This is a genomic window from Colwellia sp. Bg11-12, from assembly GCF_014076955.1.
GTDB lineage: Bacteria > Pseudomonadota > Gammaproteobacteria > Enterobacterales > Alteromonadaceae > Colwellia_A.
Map to the genome: position 1 here is coordinate 1 of NZ_JACGUZ010000027.1, position 17,909 is coordinate 17,909.

A 17,909-nucleotide genomic window follows, 5' to 3' on the forward strand; every position below is an offset into this window, starting at 1 on the left:
AAGTCAAAGCTGCAGAGTAGGCAACTTATAACAAGCCATTCAAGCAGGACTTTTAACAGTTGGCTAGGTTCCGCTACGCTACACATTTTAGCCAACAATTAAAAGCCTCTTAATGGGGCGTTATATTGTATGAATATGTATTGGAGAATATCACTAGCTTTAGCATTAATAATTGGAATTTTTTATTCATTTCCTCCGTATACTGCTCAAGCTACTTATTATTATTTAACTCACTCAAGTGAGCTAAATACCATGGATATCGCTTTCACTGAAAGTGACGATAAAACGTGGGAATATAAAAACCGAAAGCTTGCTCCAATATTTAAAACTAAAGATGGTTCTCGACTTTATTTTATGGGCTCTCTTAAGCGGTTTAAAAAACAATATGATATTGCTTTTATTAAAGGTGATTACAAAAAAGATTTTTGCACACCTTATTTAATTTATACATCTCAACAGTTTAATTGTAATATCCCTTTGAACAATGGGTGGGTTATTAATTATCAAGGTTTTAGTGTAAATACAATATAACAAGTTACTCAAACGGACGCTAAACAGTTGGCTAGCACTCGTTCCTCGTACATTTTAGCCAACAATTTCGCGCCGCTTAGTAAGGCGTTAAGTTGCTATGGATAGTTTATGCGTAAATTTGTAAATGTTAATAAAAATAGACAACAAGCCTTATCAAAAAAATTTCCTGATATAGAAAATTTAGGTTGTGATGATCAAACTGAAAAATATGAATTTGTTGCCATAACTGTTTTTGATCACTGGTTAACCCGTGATGAAGCAGAAAAAAGTTTCGGCTCTCAAATATCAAAAGAAGAGCAAGAAAAAAGAAATAATTCATTTATGCGTTTCAGAGAACTTCTGTTTAATGAAACTGAAGTTCTTACTTATCGGTGCAAGGGTAAAGGAAGAAATGAATTTGTTTCATTCAAAGCATTTACATCAATCAATGCAGGCCTCGAATATACTTACCCAACAATAAGTAATGTTGGTTTTCATAAGACTGGTGGTCCTCATGGTAGGTTTTTTCAAGTTGTCCTACCAAGCATTGATGCTGTTTACCGAGAGAATTACGATGACACCAATTTGTTGTACTATAAAAATAAAAGTACACTTGAAGTTATTGAAAAATTGACAGAAGCTAGTGGATTGTTTTGTTTAAAATAGCAACTTAACAAGCTTTTCAAGCGGGACAAATTACAGTTGGCTGGTTCCGCTCCGCTTCACATTTTAGCCAACTACAATTTGCCCCTTAACAGGGCGTTTTTCGAATAATACCCCGTAAACACCAGTGAACATTGATGTACCTTATTATCACCTAAGTTACTGGTTAGTAAGGGTTTGATTTATTGGTTTTTGTTTTTTGTTGTTCTTGATTGTTCGTTGTAGCATAATGGTGGTGCTACAAATGAGCTACAAGGATGATAAGTTAATGCCAATTAAAAACAAAATTACCGTGACAAATATTAAGAACTTATTACCAGAAGATAAGCGCTTAAATGATACTGAAATTTCAGGTTTTCATGCCCGTATAACACCATCAGGTTTAATCACTTATTATTTGTTTTATCGGCTTAATGGTAAGCAAGTTAATTATCGATTAGGTGTCGATGGTCAAATGACTCCTGCTCAGGCAAGAGACTTAGCAAAAAATAAAATTGCGGAAGTTACTCAAGGCGTCGATGTTCAAGCGTTAAGAAAACATGAACGTACTAAAACCAAATATTCTAAATTCTCTACGCTTCAATATTTTATCGAAGAAAAATATGCACCTTGGCTACTATCGCGTAACCCTAAGACCGCAGAAAAAACAGTTAAAGCGTTTAAATCATCATTCCCTAAGTTTATGGACTTTCAGTTGTCCGAGATTAACGCGTGGGAGATCGAGAAATGGCGAAACAAACGTTTAGCTGATGGTCTTAAGCCTGCAACCACAAACCGCCAAATAAACACGATTAAGGGCTGTTTAAGCAGGGCGGTTGAATGGGGTATCATTGATAGTCATGATTTACGAAAAGTAAAAGCGTTAACCGTTGATAATTCGAAGGTTCGCTACTTGTCTAAGGACGAAGAAATAAGGTTGCGTGATAGCCTAAAGGTTTGTGAAGTCGATTTTTTAGAAGTGATTGTGTTACTTGCTATGAATACAGGTATGCGTAAAGGTGAGCTGTTGTTATTAAAATGGCATGACATTAATTTTGATAATAAAATTCTGACAATTGATTTTCAAAATGCGAAGTCTGGTAATGCGCGTCATTTACCGCTTAATACCGAAGCATTCAATTTACTTACTCGTTGGCAAGAACTAACGGGTAACGAAGGTTATGTCTTTAAAGGTAAAAATGAACAACCGTTAAAAGACTTTCCGTCTGCTTGGGCTAAGTTATTAGATGAGTCTAATATTACCAAATTTCGTTTTCATGATTTGCGTCACCACTTTGCCAGTAAGTTAGTGATGGCAAGCGTCGATTTAAACACAGTTCGAGAATTATTAGGTCACAGTGATTTAAAAATGACATTGCGCTACGCACATTTAGCACCAGAGCATAAAGCGGCGGCAGTTAATTTGATTGGCTAATGATTATGGTTAATGATTGAAAGATGTACATTGTATGTAGTGTAAGAGCTTGAAATTATTTGCTATATGTTTAAAAATCACTTGTTGAGTAATCGTTCTAACTGTTATGATTTATTGTCTAAAGTATTTTAGATCTATATTAAAACCTCTCTATCAAAAGGAATTGTTATGTTGACCAAACTCTTAAAGTCATTCTTAAGTATTGTCGAAAACCCTCGTTCCCTACCAAGCTTCTTAGGCATTTATTCATTGATTTGGCTGTTATGGCATTATCAATTTTTGTTAAGTTTTGGAACACTGACAGGTGGTGTCATTGAACGGGTAAGTAATGCAATAGAAAGCGTTGATAGGTTTCAATATATATCAGTATTTTTTGTCACTATCATGGTTTTTATTTTATATTCTGGCTTTCAGGCTCTTATCAAACATTCGAGAGAACATGTTGATAAAATAGATAGCGAAAAAAATAGCCCTCTTACTGAACTAGTTAAAAATAATGATATGGAACAATTAGTTTCAACTCTTGAAGTGCTTCAAAAAGAACTTGAAACATCTAAAGACAATGAGAAAAACGCCAAGTTAGAAGTAAAGAAAATAATGGCTAAATTAATGACAGTTCAAACTAAGTTAGATGAAACCAACGCTGATTTAGAAATCTTACAAGCTACACAACATACTACTGTATAGAAGAAGTAGAACTTAGATGATTGAAAAAGATTATTACCGACTCCCTGAATTAAAAGACCGCTTTGGTTTTACGGAATATGACTATTTATATTTATGTGAAAACTACAATATTCCCATTAGATTTTATATCCACCATCAGTATTTTTTATTAACCGAGCCAGACAATGAAAATCGCAAAACCAATATAAGGGGTGCTATTCATTACAAAGGACTTATTGAAGTTAACTCAATAGATAAACGTTCTTTTTTGAAACATTCAACAGTCAACATTTCACGTTGTTTTGTAATGGATAAAAATGGCGTAACAAGCTTTGAAACCAGCTCCGATATATTAATTGATAATTGTTTTGATGAAAGATATGTAAATAAAGGCTTAAATCTAAAGGAACTCAAGTCATTTCCCTATTATGCCATTGTCATCGGCGAAGAAAATCGAGATTTGACTCAACAAGAAAACACATTGTTAACAGAGGAGTTGTCATTAAATTTTAAAAATATCGTTATTACAAAAGAAGATATTGATTGGTGTAAGTTAATGTTAGAGCTTGATTTAACAAGCGATAAGCCTAGAGAGCATATCATTCATAATCAAATTAAGAAGATAATGCGGGATAACCCAACGATTGGTGGTACAGCCTTATACCGAAAAATCTATACCAATTTTTTAAATGAAAATGACAGTACAGACCCATACAGCTTGTATCTCGAAGTTAACATTGATGAAATTGTATGGGGAAAAGCAGAAAAATATGAAAAGACACTTTCTAAAAGGACATTTTTAAACTTAGTTTCCAAGTTTAAAAAAGAAAATGAATAATATTTATCACGGCTAACGTCACGTGACAAACGTGAAAAATAAATTAATACCTCGAAGCACTTTAATCAATCGAGGTAGACATCAATGTCACACAATATACAACCTAGAGCATTATCAGAAATAGAAACCGCCGAATACATCGGTATGAGTCGTTCTTTCTTGCGTCAATCACGTATGGAAGGTAATCGTGAAAACAGAACACCTGCGCCACCTTTTATTAAAATAGGCCGCTCAGTTCGTTATTTAAAAGATGATTTAGATAACTGGCTAAATAATTTTTTCCGTATGCAGCACTTAGGGCAAAAGTCTATAGGTGGTGAGCATGTCTAAATTAACAAACCATCAAACCACGTTAATGGAAAATCATTCCGTTACGGGAAGTCATATCATTACTGACAATGAGCAATGTTTCGTTAACGAAAGTAATTCTGTTAACGAAAAGCTGTCAGCTTTATCAAAACCCGTTAACGAAAATATTCCGTTAACGGAAAATAAAACGCTTTCTACAACACTTTGTTATTCCATTAACGGAAAAGCATTGTCCGATGAGGATTTAGCGGTACTCATTAACCTTAACAAAAAATATGCACATGTAACCGTAGGCGGAAAGCACAAGGTTGTTTCAACGAAACCATGCCCCGTTGATGGGAAGTCATTACATCTTGAAAGTTTATCTGAATTTAAAAGCTATTTTTTACACGAGCCAAAAATTAACAGTTTAAATGTTGGGGATGCATGGTTGTCATGGCAAGGTAAAGTGTTCAAACCTGATGGTATTAGTTTTTTTCCTAAACCAGGTTTATGCCCCTCTAGTATTTATAATTTATTTGAAGGTTTTCCGTTAACGGCCAAAAAAGGGGATGTTACACCGTTTATTCATCATATCAACGAGGTGATTTGTAATGGTGACCTTGTTGCAGCTAAATTCGTTATACGATTTTTAGCGCACATGATCCAAAAGCCAAATGAAAAACCTAGCGTTGCCATTGTTATGAAATCTGTTGAAGGTACGGGCAAAGGCACGATGTTTGAGCCATTAAAACAATTATTAGGGGCGTATGCAGTACAAGTGAATGGCGCTTATCAATTAACGGGGCGTTTTAACTCAGTGGTGGCTAATAAGTTATTGGTCTTTGCGGATGAAGTAGATTTAACCGATGTTAGAGTTTCAGACAAATTAAAAGGTTTGATAAGTGAGCCTCGATTAAGTTTAGAAAGAAAAGGTATCGACCCTATACAGGTGCCTAATTTGTGTCGATTTATCTTTGCGAGTAACCATGAGAGCGTTATTAAAGCAGGTAATCGTGAACGGCGGTATTTGGTATTAGAGCCATCGAGTAAATACGCACAAAACACTGTGTATTTTAATCAGTTATGGCAATGGATAAACGCTTATGGTGCTTGTTATCTGTATGAGTATTTATTGAATTGTGACTTAACGAACTTCGACCCAAGAAAAGCCCCCATCACTAAAGCGCTAATAGAGGAAAAGTTAGCTAATTTATCACCTTATCAAGAGTTTGTAAGGAGTGAACTTAACCAAGAAAGGCCTTTTGATGGAATGTGTCGTATTGAGACACAAGGCATGACCCTCAAATGTCAGCAATGGTTAGAGGCAAATAATTATAATGAGTCAGTACCCAAAATACGAAGCGCTATAGGAAAACTCTTATCACGCATGGGGGTTGTGTCAACTGGTAGAAGTGGCAGGGATGCTTTTTATGAATTGCCAGAAAAAGCCATTTTTAAAGAGAGTTTCAGTCTTTTACTAGGTCACACAGCTGATGCTATTTTTGATTAGGCCTATGCCACCTGTACCACCTGTGCCAAATATAGACTTTTGGTACAGGTGGTACAGGTGGTATAGCAATGATGAACATTTTGTGTCAAACGTTCAATTTGTAAAAAAGCGGTTTCCTATGTACATTAATAGAATATTGCTTTAAAGGAGTAAAGCTATGAGTTTCAATTTAATCCCTTTTGGGTATCATACTGATACCGATAGACTTTTAGATATTTCAGAAGTACAGAGTGGAAAAGATAATGGGTGCGTGTGTCCTTCTTGTGATACGCCACTGATAGCAAGACAGGGAAGTAAAAACGATTGGCACTTTGCTCACGCAAGCCGAAAAGTTTATGAAGAAACAACACAGGAATGTGAATATTCATTTTATGTCTCAGTAAGAATGATGGTAAGGCAGTTAGTAGGAAAACAGCTAGTAATGAGCTTACCTGAATATAAATCTACACTAGTTAGTCCTCTTAGTTGTGGAAACAAAAAAATAACAATACCTTTCACCGTCACCCCATACAGCGAAACTACCATTACAGACATTGAGGTTGAAAAAGTGTTTGACGATGTAGTCTTCGATTTTATAGGCAACGTCGGCAGTTTTAAGTTTATGGTATTTCTTTCTCACGAAGGGAGGGGATTGCCTGATAACTTTAAAGACGAAACATATTCAGGCTTTGGGATTTTAGATATTTCACTAAAAGAGGTGTTGACCCTTTTGTTTAAACAAACAGGCGAAAAATCAGCTTACAAAGTTATTTTGTTGAATTTCATTAAAAATAATTTAACCGCAAAGACATGGGTAAATCACCCTCGATATGAAAAAGCCAAAAGCGAAGCGGTACGAAACCTTAATGAATTTAGACAACAGTTTTTAGTTGATGGTGTAATTCACGATGAAGAGATAGATAAATTTTTAATGCCTGAATGGCTAAGTAAAGAACAGGACATTCAGGAATTTTCAATCCCTCAGAGGAAACTTAAAAAACAAGACGTTTTAAAGGAAAAACACCCCTCGTTTCAATGTGAAAAGTGTAAAACGATGTGGAGGAACTCTCAATCTGGTTCAAAAGATAAATTTACCTGTCCTGTTTGTGAGAACTGAACCCTTGGAGTTCTGTAAATAACTGTACTGGAATTATTACAAAGACAACAATGTAAATGCTCAGAAGATTGCAGTGTATATTAATTGACGGTTTTTATATATGCCGAAGCCTAATATTACTCTGGTTCTGTCATGTTTTTAATTACTTAACCTTTAAAATATGTCAACCTATGATAATAGTAAATATAACCTCATGAAAAATCTGTTATATTTTTACATAATCTTGTTTTAGTGCTTTAACCACTTTATTATAAAGTGCTATTCAGGCAATCAATAAATATGGAATGTTTATGAAAAAAATATTAAAAACAATTGGCTTGTTTGTAGCTACTGGTGCGACTTATGCTGCTGTATTAAGGCTGTTGGAAGGAGTATTTAAATATGATTCTGCATTTCTTTTATCTAACCCTGCATATGTACACTTATTCATAATTATTTTACTAGGTTGTATAGCCTCTCTATGTAATTTCGAAAAAGTAATTGATTATACCAAAGATAATATAAACATAAGGCTTAGACCTACTTCGTTATCAATTGCTATAAGGAAAGAAACTAAACTACTTTTAAAGACAAAAAAGTATCATTCTATAATTAGACTAAGAGCAGCCCTCTCTCGATATTTTTGGTTAGAAGGGAAGTTAGTTGAGCGAATCTCTCTAGGAGAAGCTGCTGAAGAGGCTGCAATTTATGTTGGAGACTTTATTTCACAAGTTGCTTGTCTTATTGATGATATAGGCTGGACAAAAGTTGTTGGTAAAGATTATCAAGGCGCAAAAAAAGCAATAAACCATGGATTAACTAAGGCTGTAACTTTGAATGAGTATTATTGGGTTGCTAAGGCTCATCGTCACCTAGCAGGGGTTTACGCTTTAGAAAGTAACCAGCCACAATCGACTATTGAGATGAATAATGCGAAAAAATATGCGACGAAGATAACTGAAGACTCTAAAAAGAAAGAAGTTTTAGCTGGTATAGAGTATGCGAATGTAATGAATCTGCTGGTGATAGGCGATTTAAATTTATTACCAGAAATGGAAGAAAGTATTAAGTTAGCTCAGAAAATATATGAAGAATTAGATGATCAAACTCGATTAATAAAGCTCCACGCTTTACGTGGTAAAATGGCATTAAAACAAGGACAACATTTACCAGCAAAGGATTTTTTTCATCGTGGACTTGATGAATCGGAAAGAATAGGAAGAAAGGATGAAATGATAAGGAATTTAAACGGTTTATCTGATGTTTATATGGCACTAGAAGAAAAAAGTAAAGCAACTGCCTACATTAATCGAGCAAAACTACTGTGTGCGGAAACTCCTGTCCCCTTCGAACTTGATGAGATTGTTAAAAACTAAGAGGTGTTAATAAATGAGTGATGAAATAATTGATTTATTTGATGAAAACTACAAAAAAATAGGTGAAGGTTCGAGAAAGGAGGCCCAGACTATAGGAACTTGGATGCATTCTTTTCATGCGTGGTTAGTACGTCCTGACAATGGAGGATTTTTACTTTTTCAAAAACGTTCTGCCACTAAACGTTTATTCCCAAATCTTTTGGACATAAGTGCCGCAGGTGGACTGATGAAGGGAGAAGAAAAAGAAGAAGGGGTGCGAGAAATTAAGGAAGAGCTTAATATAGATATAAAAATATCTGATCTAAAATATTTGGGAATAAAATTTGATTTAGCAAAATTCCCAGGTGTTATAAATAGACAGTTCTGTCATGTTTACATTGGTAGTTCTCCTTTGAATGTAAATGAATATAAACCTGATCCAGAAGAAGTTGATGGGTTAATCGAAATTAGTATAGAGGATGGATTAAAATTATTTTCTGGTGATTTAACTGAAATAAAAGCTAAAGGTATCGAGTTTTGCAAAGAGACTGAAGATTACAGAGAAATAGAAATCCCTGTTTCAATAAATAACTTTATCCCAAGAGTTGATTCTTATTATTATAAAATGTTCATTTTGGCTAAGTTGTATTTACAAGGTGATAAGCACTTGGTGATATAACAAAATGAAACGTATAATCTTAGTTAGGCATGCAGAATCAATAAAAAACATAAATGATCAGCATGGGGGACTTGGTGGGGAACTAACGCCAAAGGGGGTGTCAGATACCAAGTTCTTTAGCTCTAATATTGAATATGAGATTGATGGAATTCTAATAGTAGCAAGAAAGCAGTGTGAGCAAACAGCTCTGATTATTTCACGTTTATTATCATTAGATTTTAATCAATCAGAATTTTTATCCCCCTTTTACCTAGGAGTATTAGACGGTTTAAGCAAAGGGGAAGCTAAAGAAAAGTATCCAGATGTAGCTAATAGATTAGATAAGTGGAGAGATGGCTTATTAGACATTTCTGAGTTAAATATACCAAAATCTAGTTGCCCTGTAACCTTTTATGAGTGTTTGAGTACGGGGTTGAAAAATCAAATGAGTATCACAAATTCAATTATGATCGTGGGTACAAGATCGGTATTGGTTGGGCTATGGAATGTGTTACATAATTACCAACCAAGACATGGAGGAAAGTATCGTGAAGTTCCCTGGAATAATATGGGGTATGCAATATTCGAGAGTACGGACTCTGAAGATGATTATTACCTTTCAATCGATCGTAGGAGTTAAACTTGCCAGATAGAATGAAATGCATAATCAGTAATTCAGCTATAATTGAGCAACATGTAGGTATTTATAATGATGGCGGGATTATAGAGATTGGAGATGGTTGCCATCTAAAGCAAGGATGTGTACTGAGATCCTATGGTGGGCGAATTACCCTTACAAATAGAGTTAGTATTGGAGAATATACTATAATCTATGGACATGGAGGAGTATCCGTTGGTGAAGCAACAATTATTGCTCCTCATTGCACCATTTCAGCGCAAAAACACATATACCCTGCAAATATTCCTTTAAGATATAGTGGTGAAACAAAATCAGGAATTTTTATCGACTCTGGTTCTATTATAAGTTCACATGTTGTTGTTGTTGATTCCGTATTTATTGGAAAAAATGTAATGGTAGGAGCAAATTCACTAGTGAATATTAATATACCTGATTCTTCATTCGCTGCTGGCTCACCTATAAAAATAATTTCATCTGATATTTCTAATAAATTATACGGAAGGTTAGATTAGTGAGGTATCTTCTTAAGAACTTAGACATATATGATGGTGAACATTTTTTGGTTGCACATGAGGTTTTATTCGATAAAAATAAAATATTGGATGTAGCAAAAAAAATAGACTCTTTTGCGGATATTGAGATAGATTGCAAGAAAGCTATACTTACTCCTAGCTTAATTGACATACAAGTAAATGGTGCTTTTGGGAAACTAGTGGAAGATTTCTCTAAACAAGACCTATTAGAGTTTGATAGTCAGCTAAAGTCATCGGGTGTATTATCCTGGATTCCAACCATACTTAGCCCAAACATTGAAAGATTAAATTCTATTATTGATTTTGTTAACGAATACCACCATTTTACTGGAATAGAGGGACTACATATTGAGGGTCCATGGCTCTCACAAAGTAAAAAAGGGATTCATCCTGACGTCTCTCCTCTATTAATTGAAGATTTTATTGGTTCTATTGATAGATTGTCAAACTCATTAAATATTATAATTACTCAAGACTATACGAAAATACCTTATACGGTAGTAAAACAGTTGTGTTCTAGACATAAGACGATATTAATGCTCGGTCATTCAAATGCTACTTATGATGAAACTTCAAAGTTATTTGATTTAGGCGTTCGTGGGATTACCCACTTGGGTAACGGGACTAGTTCATTTACACCAAGAGAACCTGGAATGATAGGTGCATTTGCTGATAATAATAAAAACTGGGCGACTGTTGTACCTGATGGAAAGCATATTCATAAAGCTACAATGAGATTACTCAAAGTCATTTCAGGAAGAAATAAACTTTGTGCAATTTCTGATTTGATGCCAGGGTTTGGATTAGATATTAATTCTAAATTCAATTTTTTAGGCGTTGAAGCTTTTGTTACTGAAAGTGGCGCTGTTGACAGTAGTGGCAATATTTGCGGTTCAATTACCCTCTTGAATAAATGCCTTCAGTATTTAGTAAGTAAATGCGGCATTCCCTTCGATGAAGCCTTGATGATGGGAAGTCTATGGCCCAGAAACTTATTAAAGCAAAATATCAATGAGTATAAAATAAGATCAGGAAATGCGGCCAATTTTATTCTACATGATGTATCTTTTAATATGAAAGGGTATTGTATAAAAGGAGATTTAATATTTTTGGATTAAATTAACTAAAATATCAAATATATAAAATCATATACTGCTGCGTATAAGCTACAAACCAATTTAGTATGTCACCTTTACTTGCTATATATGTGCTACAAAATTATTTTTTTTATTGTGTTAATTATTTAAGTTGCTGTTATGTATGTTATTTAATTGTTTTGTAAGCCCCTTAACAGGGCGTTAGCTGGCACCACTTATTCTAATTTAAAAGTGCTTGGTTAATTTTATTTCTCACATCAAAGGATTGGTGCTTTTCTCTTTTTCTTCCTTTATTGTGGCAACGATTAGTTTTTAAATTGATTGGTAAACATTCTATGTTATTGTTTATCAATTAAAGTTTAGTGTCGAAGTGGTGCGGTGTTTATTGTTTCTCACTTCCATTAATTAACTATTTATGTGTTTGTTGGTTTAAGTGTTCTTAATTAACGCTTCTGCTAACAAGCTATTCAAGCGGGACAAATAACAGTTGGCTAGTTCCGCTCCGCTTCACATTTTAGCCAACTATCATTTGCCCCTTAATAGGGCGTTAGAAACCTATGGAGTATTGTCATGGATAATGTAGAAGTATCAGAAGGGAGTGTTCAAACTCATTTAGGAATTTCACCGAATCACAAAATTTCTGTAAGTCAGGGCGGCGATACCTATGTATATTGGTATGTACAGCAAGATGAAAGTTGTAGAACATTTAGTAAATCGAATGATATGGATCTTGTTGAGCTTATGCATGCAAAAGCTAGTTCATTGCGGTTAAATGAGTTTGAATCTTTTCAACTTAATCGTAATAAAGATTACCATCTACAACGAGTTTCAGAACGAGAGTTTGTTGTTAAGGCTATGAATTAGTATCGGTTTCTAACAAGAACTTCAAACGGAAAAAATACAGTTGGCTGTTTTCACTCCGTTCAACATTTTAGCCAACTATATTTTTCCGCTTAAGTAGGCGTTATGTGCTATGTATTTAAACAAGGGATAAGATGACTGTTGATGAATTAGCTAACGCAACTAGAGCTATTTTCAAGCCTAGTGTGATGAATAAATCTCTAAAAGAACTTGAACAATTATTAGTAGAACATATGGCAAGAGTTCCTGTTGAAAATAAAAATGGAGACAGCGAAAATCAACATCTCTATAACTCAACATATAAAGAATATATACATTGGATGGATGCATATAAGCATTTAACGTTCCTTATTGAAAGTCGACGTACTTCCAAGCGTCATTCATTCACTCTTGTAGTATCTTGTTTTGCACTTTTCATATCAGTTGGATTACTCTTGAATAGGTTAGGGATAATTTAGTGTTAATCCTTAGCACGCACATAACAAGAACTTCAAACGGAAAAAATACAGTTGGCTGTTTTCACTCCGTTCAACATTTTAGCCAACTATATTTTTCCGCTTAAGTAGGCGTTATGTTGCAATCAAGTATGAAGAATGTCCTTAACATTAGTTTGATACTATTATTCACTGGTTGGTTTTTTCATTGTATGTTTTCGGACTTTGAATACCACCCTGAATGGTATGCTGCCTTTCGATATTTATTGATTGCTGTTTTAGCATTAACATTTATATATTTTTCTTGGACTCTATTTAAAGAATGGAAAATGGGGGAGGAAGTAAACTACAAAGTTGTATTGTTTTGGCTTATTGGTTCACCACCTACAATGGCAGTTTTAGTTTATATGCTAATTCACTTTCCAATAATTACGCTCCATGACTTGGGCATAATACCTTCTCAAGAAATTGGCTACGAAGCTAACCTAACAGATAAAGAGTGCAGTGGCACTGGTGGTAAAGTTCAATGCTTCGCTATTGTTGAGGGTATAAAACCTCAACAAACAAATAAAATACCTGTATCTTTTTCTCAGGCAAAAAGCCTTAAAATAGGTGTTGTAAGTGTTTATACTTTAGAGTCAGTTGTTGGTAGGTACACTATTGGTGTAATGCAACATAACAAGCTAATAAATAAGGACTAAAAACGGTTTGCTGTTTTCGTTCCTCAACATTTTAGCAAACTATTTTTAGCCTATTATTAGGGCGTTAGGTGTAATCGCCACTTCGTTTTAATTGTTTAAAGTATTTGCCAATTTAATCTAGCGTTTGTATTTTCTAAATATGGTTTTGAGTGTTTCGCCAAGCTCTACGTCATTTACGCCAATATAGTCTGCGGGCATTACCTAAAAACAAAATGTCCTTGCGAATTGGCTTTTTATTGTTTGGTGTTGTGGCTCAAAATCTAGCTGTTGTGTTTATAAAGTGGCGAATGTAATATTAACTTTTAGTGTTTGCTTTAAGGTTTTGTATTTACATATAAACTTCACCTAACAAGCAATTCAAACGGACAAAAAACAGTTGGCTGTCGTTCGTTCCTCACTATTTTAGCCAACTATTATTTGCCGCTTAATATGGGCGTTAGGCGAATGGAATGACTATCGAGCATCTTGATATTTTCCCTCAAGGAATTGAGTTTTCGATTTTTGATCACTTTGGTAGGGCAAAGTTTTTTTTGGAGCAAGCAGTTAACTTGCAAAACAATGGTGATTGGAAAGTATTTAGCTGGTGTATTAATACTTCAATTTATTCGTGTAGAGCCATTAAAGAAGTAATTGAGTGTCACGCCAAAGATTTTCCTAAAAGCCAGTGGCATGATTTTGATAAAGAGTATTCTAATGTCCGCCATGCTACTTTAATCGCCACATATCGAGTCCAAGACTTTCATCGGAGCGCTATTAGCTTTTTACCTGGATTTACAGCTCAGCACGGTGTTGTAAAAGTAAAAACGTCTAAACAAACTGGTAGTGAAGCTGAAGCATCAATAGACTCTTCTGGTCAGGTTCACGAAATTAAGAAAAGGAATGCTTCTATCAAATTTGATAGGCCTATTTTTACTAGTGGCGGAAACATCACTACTGAAGAAAATATTAGTATTCCTGTTCAGCAAATGGTTAATGAATATCTGGTGGATTTATATGAACTGGTTAGTGTTAAAGCTTCTAGCGTACCTTGGGAAACTTTGAGAGTTTAATTCGCCTAACAAGTCATTCAAAAGGACAAAAAACAGTTGGTTTTTGCTCCTGCGTCGCTTATTTTAACCAACTATTTTTTGCCTCTTAATGAGGCGTTAGAAGTATTTGCAAAGGAAGGTGTAAATGTTCAAATTTGATCTTAAAACTATATTGATGCTTGTATCTGTTATTGCTTTACTAGGGTGTGGGCCAAGTCTTGATGAACGATATGATACTGGCTACAGTGATGGGTATGCTGAAGGTTACAACACCACATGTAAAATTAGAGCTACAATGGTCGAAGGTGATTGGGACGACGAAAATTACTCAAAAGGTTACAGGGCTGGTAATACTGCGGGGGCTCAAGCCTGTAGAGATAAAGGCTAGGAGTAACATACTTCTAACAAGGCCTTCAAACGGACAAAAAACAGTTTGCTGTTTTCACTTCGTTCAACATTTTAGCAAACAATTTTTTGCCGCTTAAGGTGGCGTTAGGCGAACCTATCATTAGGAGTATATTTAAATGGATGTGAAAGAGTTCGTGGCTGAAACATTAAAACAAGTCAGTGAAGCTGTTCAAGAGAATGAATCAACTTATAAACAACCAAACTCGCCGAGTGATATTGACAGTTTGGAGAACATCAATATGTTTAGGCACGATGATGGCTTTGTTACACATGTAGACTTTGATATTGCTGTAACAGAATCAACGTCAAAAGACGGTGGAGCAAAGTTAAGTATTGCCGGTGTGGGGAAAATAGGTGGCGACTTAAAGCAAGGTACAGAAATCGTGAGTAGAGTGAAGTTTCGTGTACCTCTACAGCTGAAGTAATTCGCCTAACAAGGCATTCAAACGGACAAAAAACAGTTGGCTGTTTCACTCCGTTCACAATTTTAGCCAACAATTTTTTGCCGCTTAACGTGGCGTTAGAAGATTCGCATGAAAAAACTTTTCGTTATAATTATTTATTCAGTGTTACTAAGCTATTTAGTAGGTAGTTATGCGTATAAAAAAGGGTTTGGTGATTCAGCTGCAACCACCACATATGTTACTTTAGCGGAAAACCTTGTTGCTTTACGTTTACTCAGGAGCAAAACCCCCGAAGAAACCCTGAAATTTTACGAGTCAATGTTGGCATCAAATATCATGATTCATAGGAATTTATTAGACTTACAAAGTGTATTCCATAGAAAGCTAGATAATGGACAAAGTGGGCCTAATTTGGAGTATTACAAGGCGGTTAAGGAGTATATATCTACATTCCCGAATGATGAATTTAATGCATTAGTAATTAATGATATAAATTGGTTAGTAAAAAAGGAAGAGAAAATCTTCTAACAAGCAATTCAAGACGGACGCTAAACAGTTGGCTAGCTTCGTTCCTCGCAATTTTAGCCAGCTATTTCGCGCCGCTTAATTGGGCGTTAGGTATCAATATAATTACTGGAGGATTTATGACCAAATCGGAGTTTGCAACCAAATTGGTAAAATACGAAAAGAAGCAAACTAGAACTAAATGGGTGTATTTTATTCTTGGAATCCCTTTAGTTATTTTTGCTTTCATTCCAAATGTTGATGTTTTTATAAATGAAAGTTTATTTTGGCTTCCATCAATGTTTTTTGCTTGTGCCGGTGGTTTTTATTTGAGTAAAGCATGGGATATCAAAGTTGGTACAGAAGAGCATGAGCTTTTAATTGATGCTTTAAATTTACTTTCTGATGAAACTGATACCTAACAAGCAACTCAAGACGGACACAAACAGTTGGCTGAGCTCGTACCTCGCAAATTATAGCCAACTATTTTTAGCCGCTTAGTAGGGCGTTATACGTACAGGAGAGTTTTGTGCTAGATGAAATAATTTCGCAGCTTAAAGATAAAAAGTCACCTAAACGACGCTCTGCGGCTAAGAAATTACGTAAACTTAAAAATATTGATGCTGGCCCTTTTTTATTAAGTGCTTTAAAAGAAGAACTTAAAGATTTACGTACTTGGGAAACTCAGTATCAAATGATTATGGCTATTGGAGAATGCGGCTATAAACCTGCGCTGGAATTTCTTCAAGCACTTGCACACCAAACTTTCGAAGCGACAATGGTTTATGCCGCTATAGGTGATGCAATCCAAAGATTATCCATGCAAAATGAACAGGATGTTACATCGATATTTGAAGCCATAGATACAGGAAACGGCATGCTTGTTGACGGAGCTATTAGAGCAATGGCAATGCTTAAAGTAGTGCCAGTGAATCTAGATATAGAAAAAATAATTAATTATGTTACCGCTCAAAACAACAATGATGGAATGCATTTTTGGGTCTTAGCTGCTGCTCCAGGTTGGACGGGGAAAAAGATTGATGAGTATTTAGCTTTTTGTTCAACGTCAAAACGAGACGAGATAATAGATGCTGTGGAGTTAGCTCGAAAACAAAAATATAAAAAATGGTTTCCGTTGTAGGTACGTATAACAAGCCACTCAAGCAGGACAAATAACAGTTGGTTTTTGCTCCTTCGTCGCTTATTTTAACCAACTATTATTTGCCTCTTAGTGGGGCGTTAGGTGTTCACTAGCTAGGAGCAAGTATGTCTTTTGAGAGAATCATGGGTTTAGAGGTTATTAATGATGATGAGTATCAAAAATATCGCGAGAACATGATACCTATTCTTCAATTATTTGGAGGGAGCTTTGGTTTTGACTTCAAAGTAAGCGAGGTATTGAAATCAAAAACTGATGACGCAATAAATCGTGTGTTTACTTTAGATTTTCCGAGCAAAGAAAGCATGGAAGAATTTTTTACTAATCCTGATTATCTTGTTGTTAAAGATAAATACTTTATGCACTCTGTAAAATCAGTAACAACAATTTCTATGCACGAAAAGAACACCTAACAAGGCACTCAAGCAGGACAAGTAACAGTTGGTTTTGTTCGCTTCGCTCTCTATTTTAACCAACTATCATTTGCCTCTTAGTGGGGCGTAAGGTGTACATATAGATGGAGCCCAGATTAGATATCGAGTTTTTACGCGACGATCCTTCAAAAATATGGATAAAAGCCTGTAATGAAGCTTTCGCAGGAGAAACTGAACAGTATATAAATGCTCAGTGCTTGCAAGAACTCGCTGAACAATTAACAGGTTTTCCTAAATCAAATTCAGATGAAGTAGTTTTTAAAGTTGGCGTAGAAAACTCAGATTACGGACATTGTCTGCTTAAATTTTATTGCATAGACTCTGCTGGTCATACTGCTGTGTTAGTCTCAGTTTCAAATGACAGCTTTAATATCGCAAAATTTACGGTGCAATTTGAGGCTTTATCATTAGACATGTTTATCTCCTCAATCAAGTATGCAATAGAAGTTGGTAAAGGCAGCTCTGAACTCAAGGGTATAAATGTGTACACTCAAAATATTTAGTGGCAAGTACACCTAACAAGGCGTTTAAGAGGGAAAATTTACAGTTGGCTGTTTTCACTCCGTTCAACATTTTAGCCAACTACAAATTTCCCCTTAACGGGGCGTTAGGTGGCACCACTTTTCTGTTTTAATAGTTAACCATCTTATGCATTTATATTATTGGTTTGGTGGTAATTCTGTTTCGTGGGTTTTCGCTAAACGATTTGTAAATGTCGCGAATCAT

Annotated in this window: 24 protein-coding genes; all 24 read left to right on the plus strand. The window is 35.0% G+C overall.

Going from position 1 to position 17,909, the window contains the following annotated elements:
* Positions 1 to 129: 129 nt before the first annotated feature.
* The 24 genes from H4J39_RS00365 (at position 130) to H4J39_RS00480 (ending at position 17,686) form a co-directional block, all read left to right on the plus strand.
* Positions 130 to 531 (plus strand): hypothetical protein, encoded by a 402-nt coding sequence (locus H4J39_RS00365; protein WP_182172780.1) that lies wholly within the window; start codon positions 130 to 132, stop codon positions 529 to 531.
* A gap of 108 nt (positions 532 to 639) precedes the next feature.
* A complete protein-coding gene (locus H4J39_RS00370; protein ID WP_182225480.1) occupies positions 640 to 1,176 on the plus strand; it encodes a hypothetical protein in 537 nt (178 codons plus the stop codon).
* Between the two features lie 241 nt (positions 1,177 to 1,417).
* Positions 1,418 to 2,587 carry a site-specific integrase gene (locus H4J39_RS00375; RefSeq protein ID WP_259368703.1) on the plus strand — a complete coding sequence of 390 codons (1,170 nt, stop codon included), beginning with the start codon at positions 1,418 to 1,420 and terminating at the stop codon, positions 2,585 to 2,587.
* A 168-nt stretch (positions 2,588 to 2,755) separates the two neighbouring features.
* Positions 2,756 to 3,274 (plus strand): hypothetical protein, encoded by a 519-nt coding sequence (locus H4J39_RS00380; RefSeq protein WP_182225481.1) that lies wholly within the window; start codon positions 2,756 to 2,758, stop codon positions 3,272 to 3,274.
* 16 nt (positions 3,275 to 3,290) lie between these two features.
* Positions 3,291 to 4,091, plus strand: a complete 801-nt coding sequence (locus H4J39_RS00385; protein WP_182225482.1) for a hypothetical protein — start codon at positions 3,291 to 3,293, stop codon at positions 4,089 to 4,091.
* 84 nt (positions 4,092 to 4,175) lie between these two features.
* Positions 4,176 to 4,421, plus strand: a complete 246-nt coding sequence (locus H4J39_RS00390) for an AlpA family transcriptional regulator (protein WP_182225483.1) — start codon at positions 4,176 to 4,178, stop codon at positions 4,419 to 4,421.
* Positions 4,414 to 5,892, plus strand: a complete 1,479-nt coding sequence (locus H4J39_RS00395) for a primase-helicase family protein (protein WP_182225484.1) — start codon at positions 4,414 to 4,416, stop codon at positions 5,890 to 5,892. The genes H4J39_RS00390 and H4J39_RS00395 overlap by 8 nt, the downstream gene beginning before the upstream one ends.
* A gap of 157 nt (positions 5,893 to 6,049) precedes the next feature.
* Positions 6,050 to 6,988, plus strand: coding sequence for a competence protein CoiA family protein (locus tag H4J39_RS00400; protein ID WP_182225485.1), 939 nt, complete (start codon positions 6,050 to 6,052; stop codon positions 6,986 to 6,988).
* 290 nt (positions 6,989 to 7,278) lie between these two features.
* Positions 7,279 to 8,343 (plus strand): hypothetical protein, encoded by a 1,065-nt coding sequence (locus H4J39_RS00405; RefSeq protein WP_182225486.1) that lies wholly within the window; start codon positions 7,279 to 7,281, stop codon positions 8,341 to 8,343.
* Between the two features lie 13 nt (positions 8,344 to 8,356).
* The gene (locus H4J39_RS00410) at positions 8,357 to 9,001 is read left to right on the plus strand and encodes an NUDIX domain-containing protein (RefSeq protein WP_182225487.1); all 645 of its coding nucleotides are present in this window, start codon (positions 8,357 to 8,359) and stop codon (positions 8,999 to 9,001) included.
* 4 nt (positions 9,002 to 9,005) lie between these two features.
* On the plus strand, positions 9,006 to 9,620 hold the full coding sequence (locus tag H4J39_RS00415) for a histidine phosphatase family protein (protein ID WP_182225488.1): 615 nt from the start codon (positions 9,006 to 9,008) through the stop codon (positions 9,618 to 9,620).
* A 2-nt stretch (positions 9,621 to 9,622) separates the two neighbouring features.
* Positions 9,623 to 10,132: a hypothetical protein gene (locus H4J39_RS00420; RefSeq protein ID WP_182225489.1), complete on the plus strand. Its 510-nt coding sequence runs from the start codon at positions 9,623 to 9,625 to the stop codon at positions 10,130 to 10,132.
* Positions 10,133 to 10,179: 47 nt separating this feature from the next.
* Positions 10,180 to 11,271, plus strand: coding sequence for an N-acetylglucosamine-6-phosphate deacetylase (locus tag H4J39_RS00425; RefSeq protein WP_182225490.1), 1,092 nt, complete (start codon positions 10,180 to 10,182; stop codon positions 11,269 to 11,271).
* Between the two features lie 549 nt (positions 11,272 to 11,820).
* Entirely contained in the window at positions 11,821 to 12,114 is a 294-nt protein-coding gene (locus H4J39_RS00430; RefSeq protein ID WP_182225491.1) for a hypothetical protein, read from the plus strand.
* A gap of 131 nt (positions 12,115 to 12,245) precedes the next feature.
* Positions 12,246 to 12,569 (plus strand): hypothetical protein, encoded by a 324-nt coding sequence (locus H4J39_RS00435; RefSeq protein ID WP_182225492.1) that lies wholly within the window; start codon positions 12,246 to 12,248, stop codon positions 12,567 to 12,569.
* A 113-nt stretch (positions 12,570 to 12,682) separates the two neighbouring features.
* Complete coding sequence (locus H4J39_RS00440) at positions 12,683 to 13,246, plus strand: hypothetical protein (RefSeq protein WP_182225493.1); 564 nt, start codon at positions 12,683 to 12,685, stop codon at positions 13,244 to 13,246.
* A gap of 449 nt (positions 13,247 to 13,695) precedes the next feature.
* Positions 13,696 to 14,295: a hypothetical protein gene (locus H4J39_RS00445; RefSeq protein WP_182225494.1), complete on the plus strand. Its 600-nt coding sequence runs from the start codon at positions 13,696 to 13,698 to the stop codon at positions 14,293 to 14,295.
* A gap of 124 nt (positions 14,296 to 14,419) precedes the next feature.
* Positions 14,420 to 14,662: a hypothetical protein gene (locus tag H4J39_RS00450; RefSeq protein ID WP_182225495.1), complete on the plus strand. Its 243-nt coding sequence runs from the start codon at positions 14,420 to 14,422 to the stop codon at positions 14,660 to 14,662.
* Positions 14,663 to 14,798: 136 nt separating this feature from the next.
* Positions 14,799 to 15,107, plus strand: a complete 309-nt coding sequence (locus H4J39_RS00455) for a hypothetical protein (RefSeq protein WP_182225496.1) — start codon at positions 14,799 to 14,801, stop codon at positions 15,105 to 15,107.
* A gap of 108 nt (positions 15,108 to 15,215) precedes the next feature.
* Positions 15,216 to 15,614 carry a hypothetical protein gene (locus H4J39_RS00460; protein WP_182225497.1) on the plus strand — a complete coding sequence of 133 codons (399 nt, stop codon included), beginning with the start codon at positions 15,216 to 15,218 and terminating at the stop codon, positions 15,612 to 15,614.
* A 116-nt stretch (positions 15,615 to 15,730) separates the two neighbouring features.
* Positions 15,731 to 16,012, plus strand: a complete 282-nt coding sequence (locus tag H4J39_RS00465) for a hypothetical protein (protein WP_182225498.1) — start codon at positions 15,731 to 15,733, stop codon at positions 16,010 to 16,012.
* Positions 16,013 to 16,119: 107 nt separating this feature from the next.
* Positions 16,120 to 16,731: a HEAT repeat domain-containing protein gene (locus H4J39_RS00470; protein ID WP_182225499.1), complete on the plus strand. Its 612-nt coding sequence runs from the start codon at positions 16,120 to 16,122 to the stop codon at positions 16,729 to 16,731.
* Positions 16,732 to 16,856: 125 nt separating this feature from the next.
* Positions 16,857 to 17,162 (plus strand): DUF1330 domain-containing protein, encoded by a 306-nt coding sequence (locus H4J39_RS00475; RefSeq protein ID WP_182225500.1) that lies wholly within the window; start codon positions 16,857 to 16,859, stop codon positions 17,160 to 17,162.
* Positions 17,163 to 17,266: 104 nt separating this feature from the next.
* Positions 17,267 to 17,686, plus strand: a complete 420-nt coding sequence (locus H4J39_RS00480) for a hypothetical protein (protein ID WP_182225501.1) — start codon at positions 17,267 to 17,269, stop codon at positions 17,684 to 17,686.
* The last annotated feature ends 223 nt before the right edge of the window (positions 17,687 to 17,909 follow it).

What these genes read in the sequence shown, in the direction of transcription:
- H4J39_RS00365 (WP_182172780.1), top strand. Translation starts at nt 130, where the DNA reads ATGAATATGTATTGGAGAATATCACTAGCTTTAGCATTAATAATTGGA.
- H4J39_RS00370 (WP_182225480.1), top strand. Translation starts at nt 640, where the DNA reads ATGCGTAAATTTGTAAATGTTAATAAAAATAGACAACAAGCCTTATCA.
- H4J39_RS00375 (WP_259368703.1), top strand. Translation starts at nt 1,418, where the DNA reads ATGAGCTACAAGGATGATAAGTTAATGCCAATTAAAAACAAAATTACC.
- H4J39_RS00380 (WP_182225481.1), top strand. Translation starts at nt 2,756, where the DNA reads ATGTTGACCAAACTCTTAAAGTCATTCTTAAGTATTGTCGAAAACCCT.
- H4J39_RS00385 (WP_182225482.1), top strand. Translation starts at nt 3,291, where the DNA reads ATGATTGAAAAAGATTATTACCGACTCCCTGAATTAAAAGACCGCTTT.
- H4J39_RS00390 (WP_182225483.1), top strand. Translation starts at nt 4,176, where the DNA reads ATGTCACACAATATACAACCTAGAGCATTATCAGAAATAGAAACCGCC.
- H4J39_RS00395 (WP_182225484.1), top strand. Translation starts at nt 4,414, where the DNA reads ATGTCTAAATTAACAAACCATCAAACCACGTTAATGGAAAATCATTCC.
- H4J39_RS00400 (WP_182225485.1), top strand. Translation starts at nt 6,050, where the DNA reads ATGAGTTTCAATTTAATCCCTTTTGGGTATCATACTGATACCGATAGA.
- H4J39_RS00405 (WP_182225486.1), top strand. Translation starts at nt 7,279, where the DNA reads ATGAAAAAAATATTAAAAACAATTGGCTTGTTTGTAGCTACTGGTGCG.
- H4J39_RS00410 (WP_182225487.1), top strand. Translation starts at nt 8,357, where the DNA reads ATGAGTGATGAAATAATTGATTTATTTGATGAAAACTACAAAAAAATA.
- H4J39_RS00415 (WP_182225488.1), top strand. Translation starts at nt 9,006, where the DNA reads ATGAAACGTATAATCTTAGTTAGGCATGCAGAATCAATAAAAAACATA.
- H4J39_RS00430 (WP_182225491.1), top strand. Translation starts at nt 11,821, where the DNA reads ATGGATAATGTAGAAGTATCAGAAGGGAGTGTTCAAACTCATTTAGGA.
- H4J39_RS00435 (WP_182225492.1), top strand. Translation starts at nt 12,246, where the DNA reads ATGACTGTTGATGAATTAGCTAACGCAACTAGAGCTATTTTCAAGCCT.
- H4J39_RS00440 (WP_182225493.1), top strand. Translation starts at nt 12,683, where the DNA reads ATGTTGCAATCAAGTATGAAGAATGTCCTTAACATTAGTTTGATACTA.
- H4J39_RS00445 (WP_182225494.1), top strand. Translation starts at nt 13,696, where the DNA reads ATGACTATCGAGCATCTTGATATTTTCCCTCAAGGAATTGAGTTTTCG.
- H4J39_RS00450 (WP_182225495.1), top strand. Translation starts at nt 14,420, where the DNA reads ATGTTCAAATTTGATCTTAAAACTATATTGATGCTTGTATCTGTTATT.
- H4J39_RS00455 (WP_182225496.1), top strand. Translation starts at nt 14,799, where the DNA reads ATGGATGTGAAAGAGTTCGTGGCTGAAACATTAAAACAAGTCAGTGAA.
- H4J39_RS00460 (WP_182225497.1), top strand. Translation starts at nt 15,216, where the DNA reads ATGAAAAAACTTTTCGTTATAATTATTTATTCAGTGTTACTAAGCTAT.
- H4J39_RS00465 (WP_182225498.1), top strand. Translation starts at nt 15,731, where the DNA reads ATGACCAAATCGGAGTTTGCAACCAAATTGGTAAAATACGAAAAGAAG.
- H4J39_RS00475 (WP_182225500.1), top strand. Translation starts at nt 16,857, where the DNA reads ATGTCTTTTGAGAGAATCATGGGTTTAGAGGTTATTAATGATGATGAG.
- H4J39_RS00480 (WP_182225501.1), top strand. Translation starts at nt 17,267, where the DNA reads ATGGAGCCCAGATTAGATATCGAGTTTTTACGCGACGATCCTTCAAAA.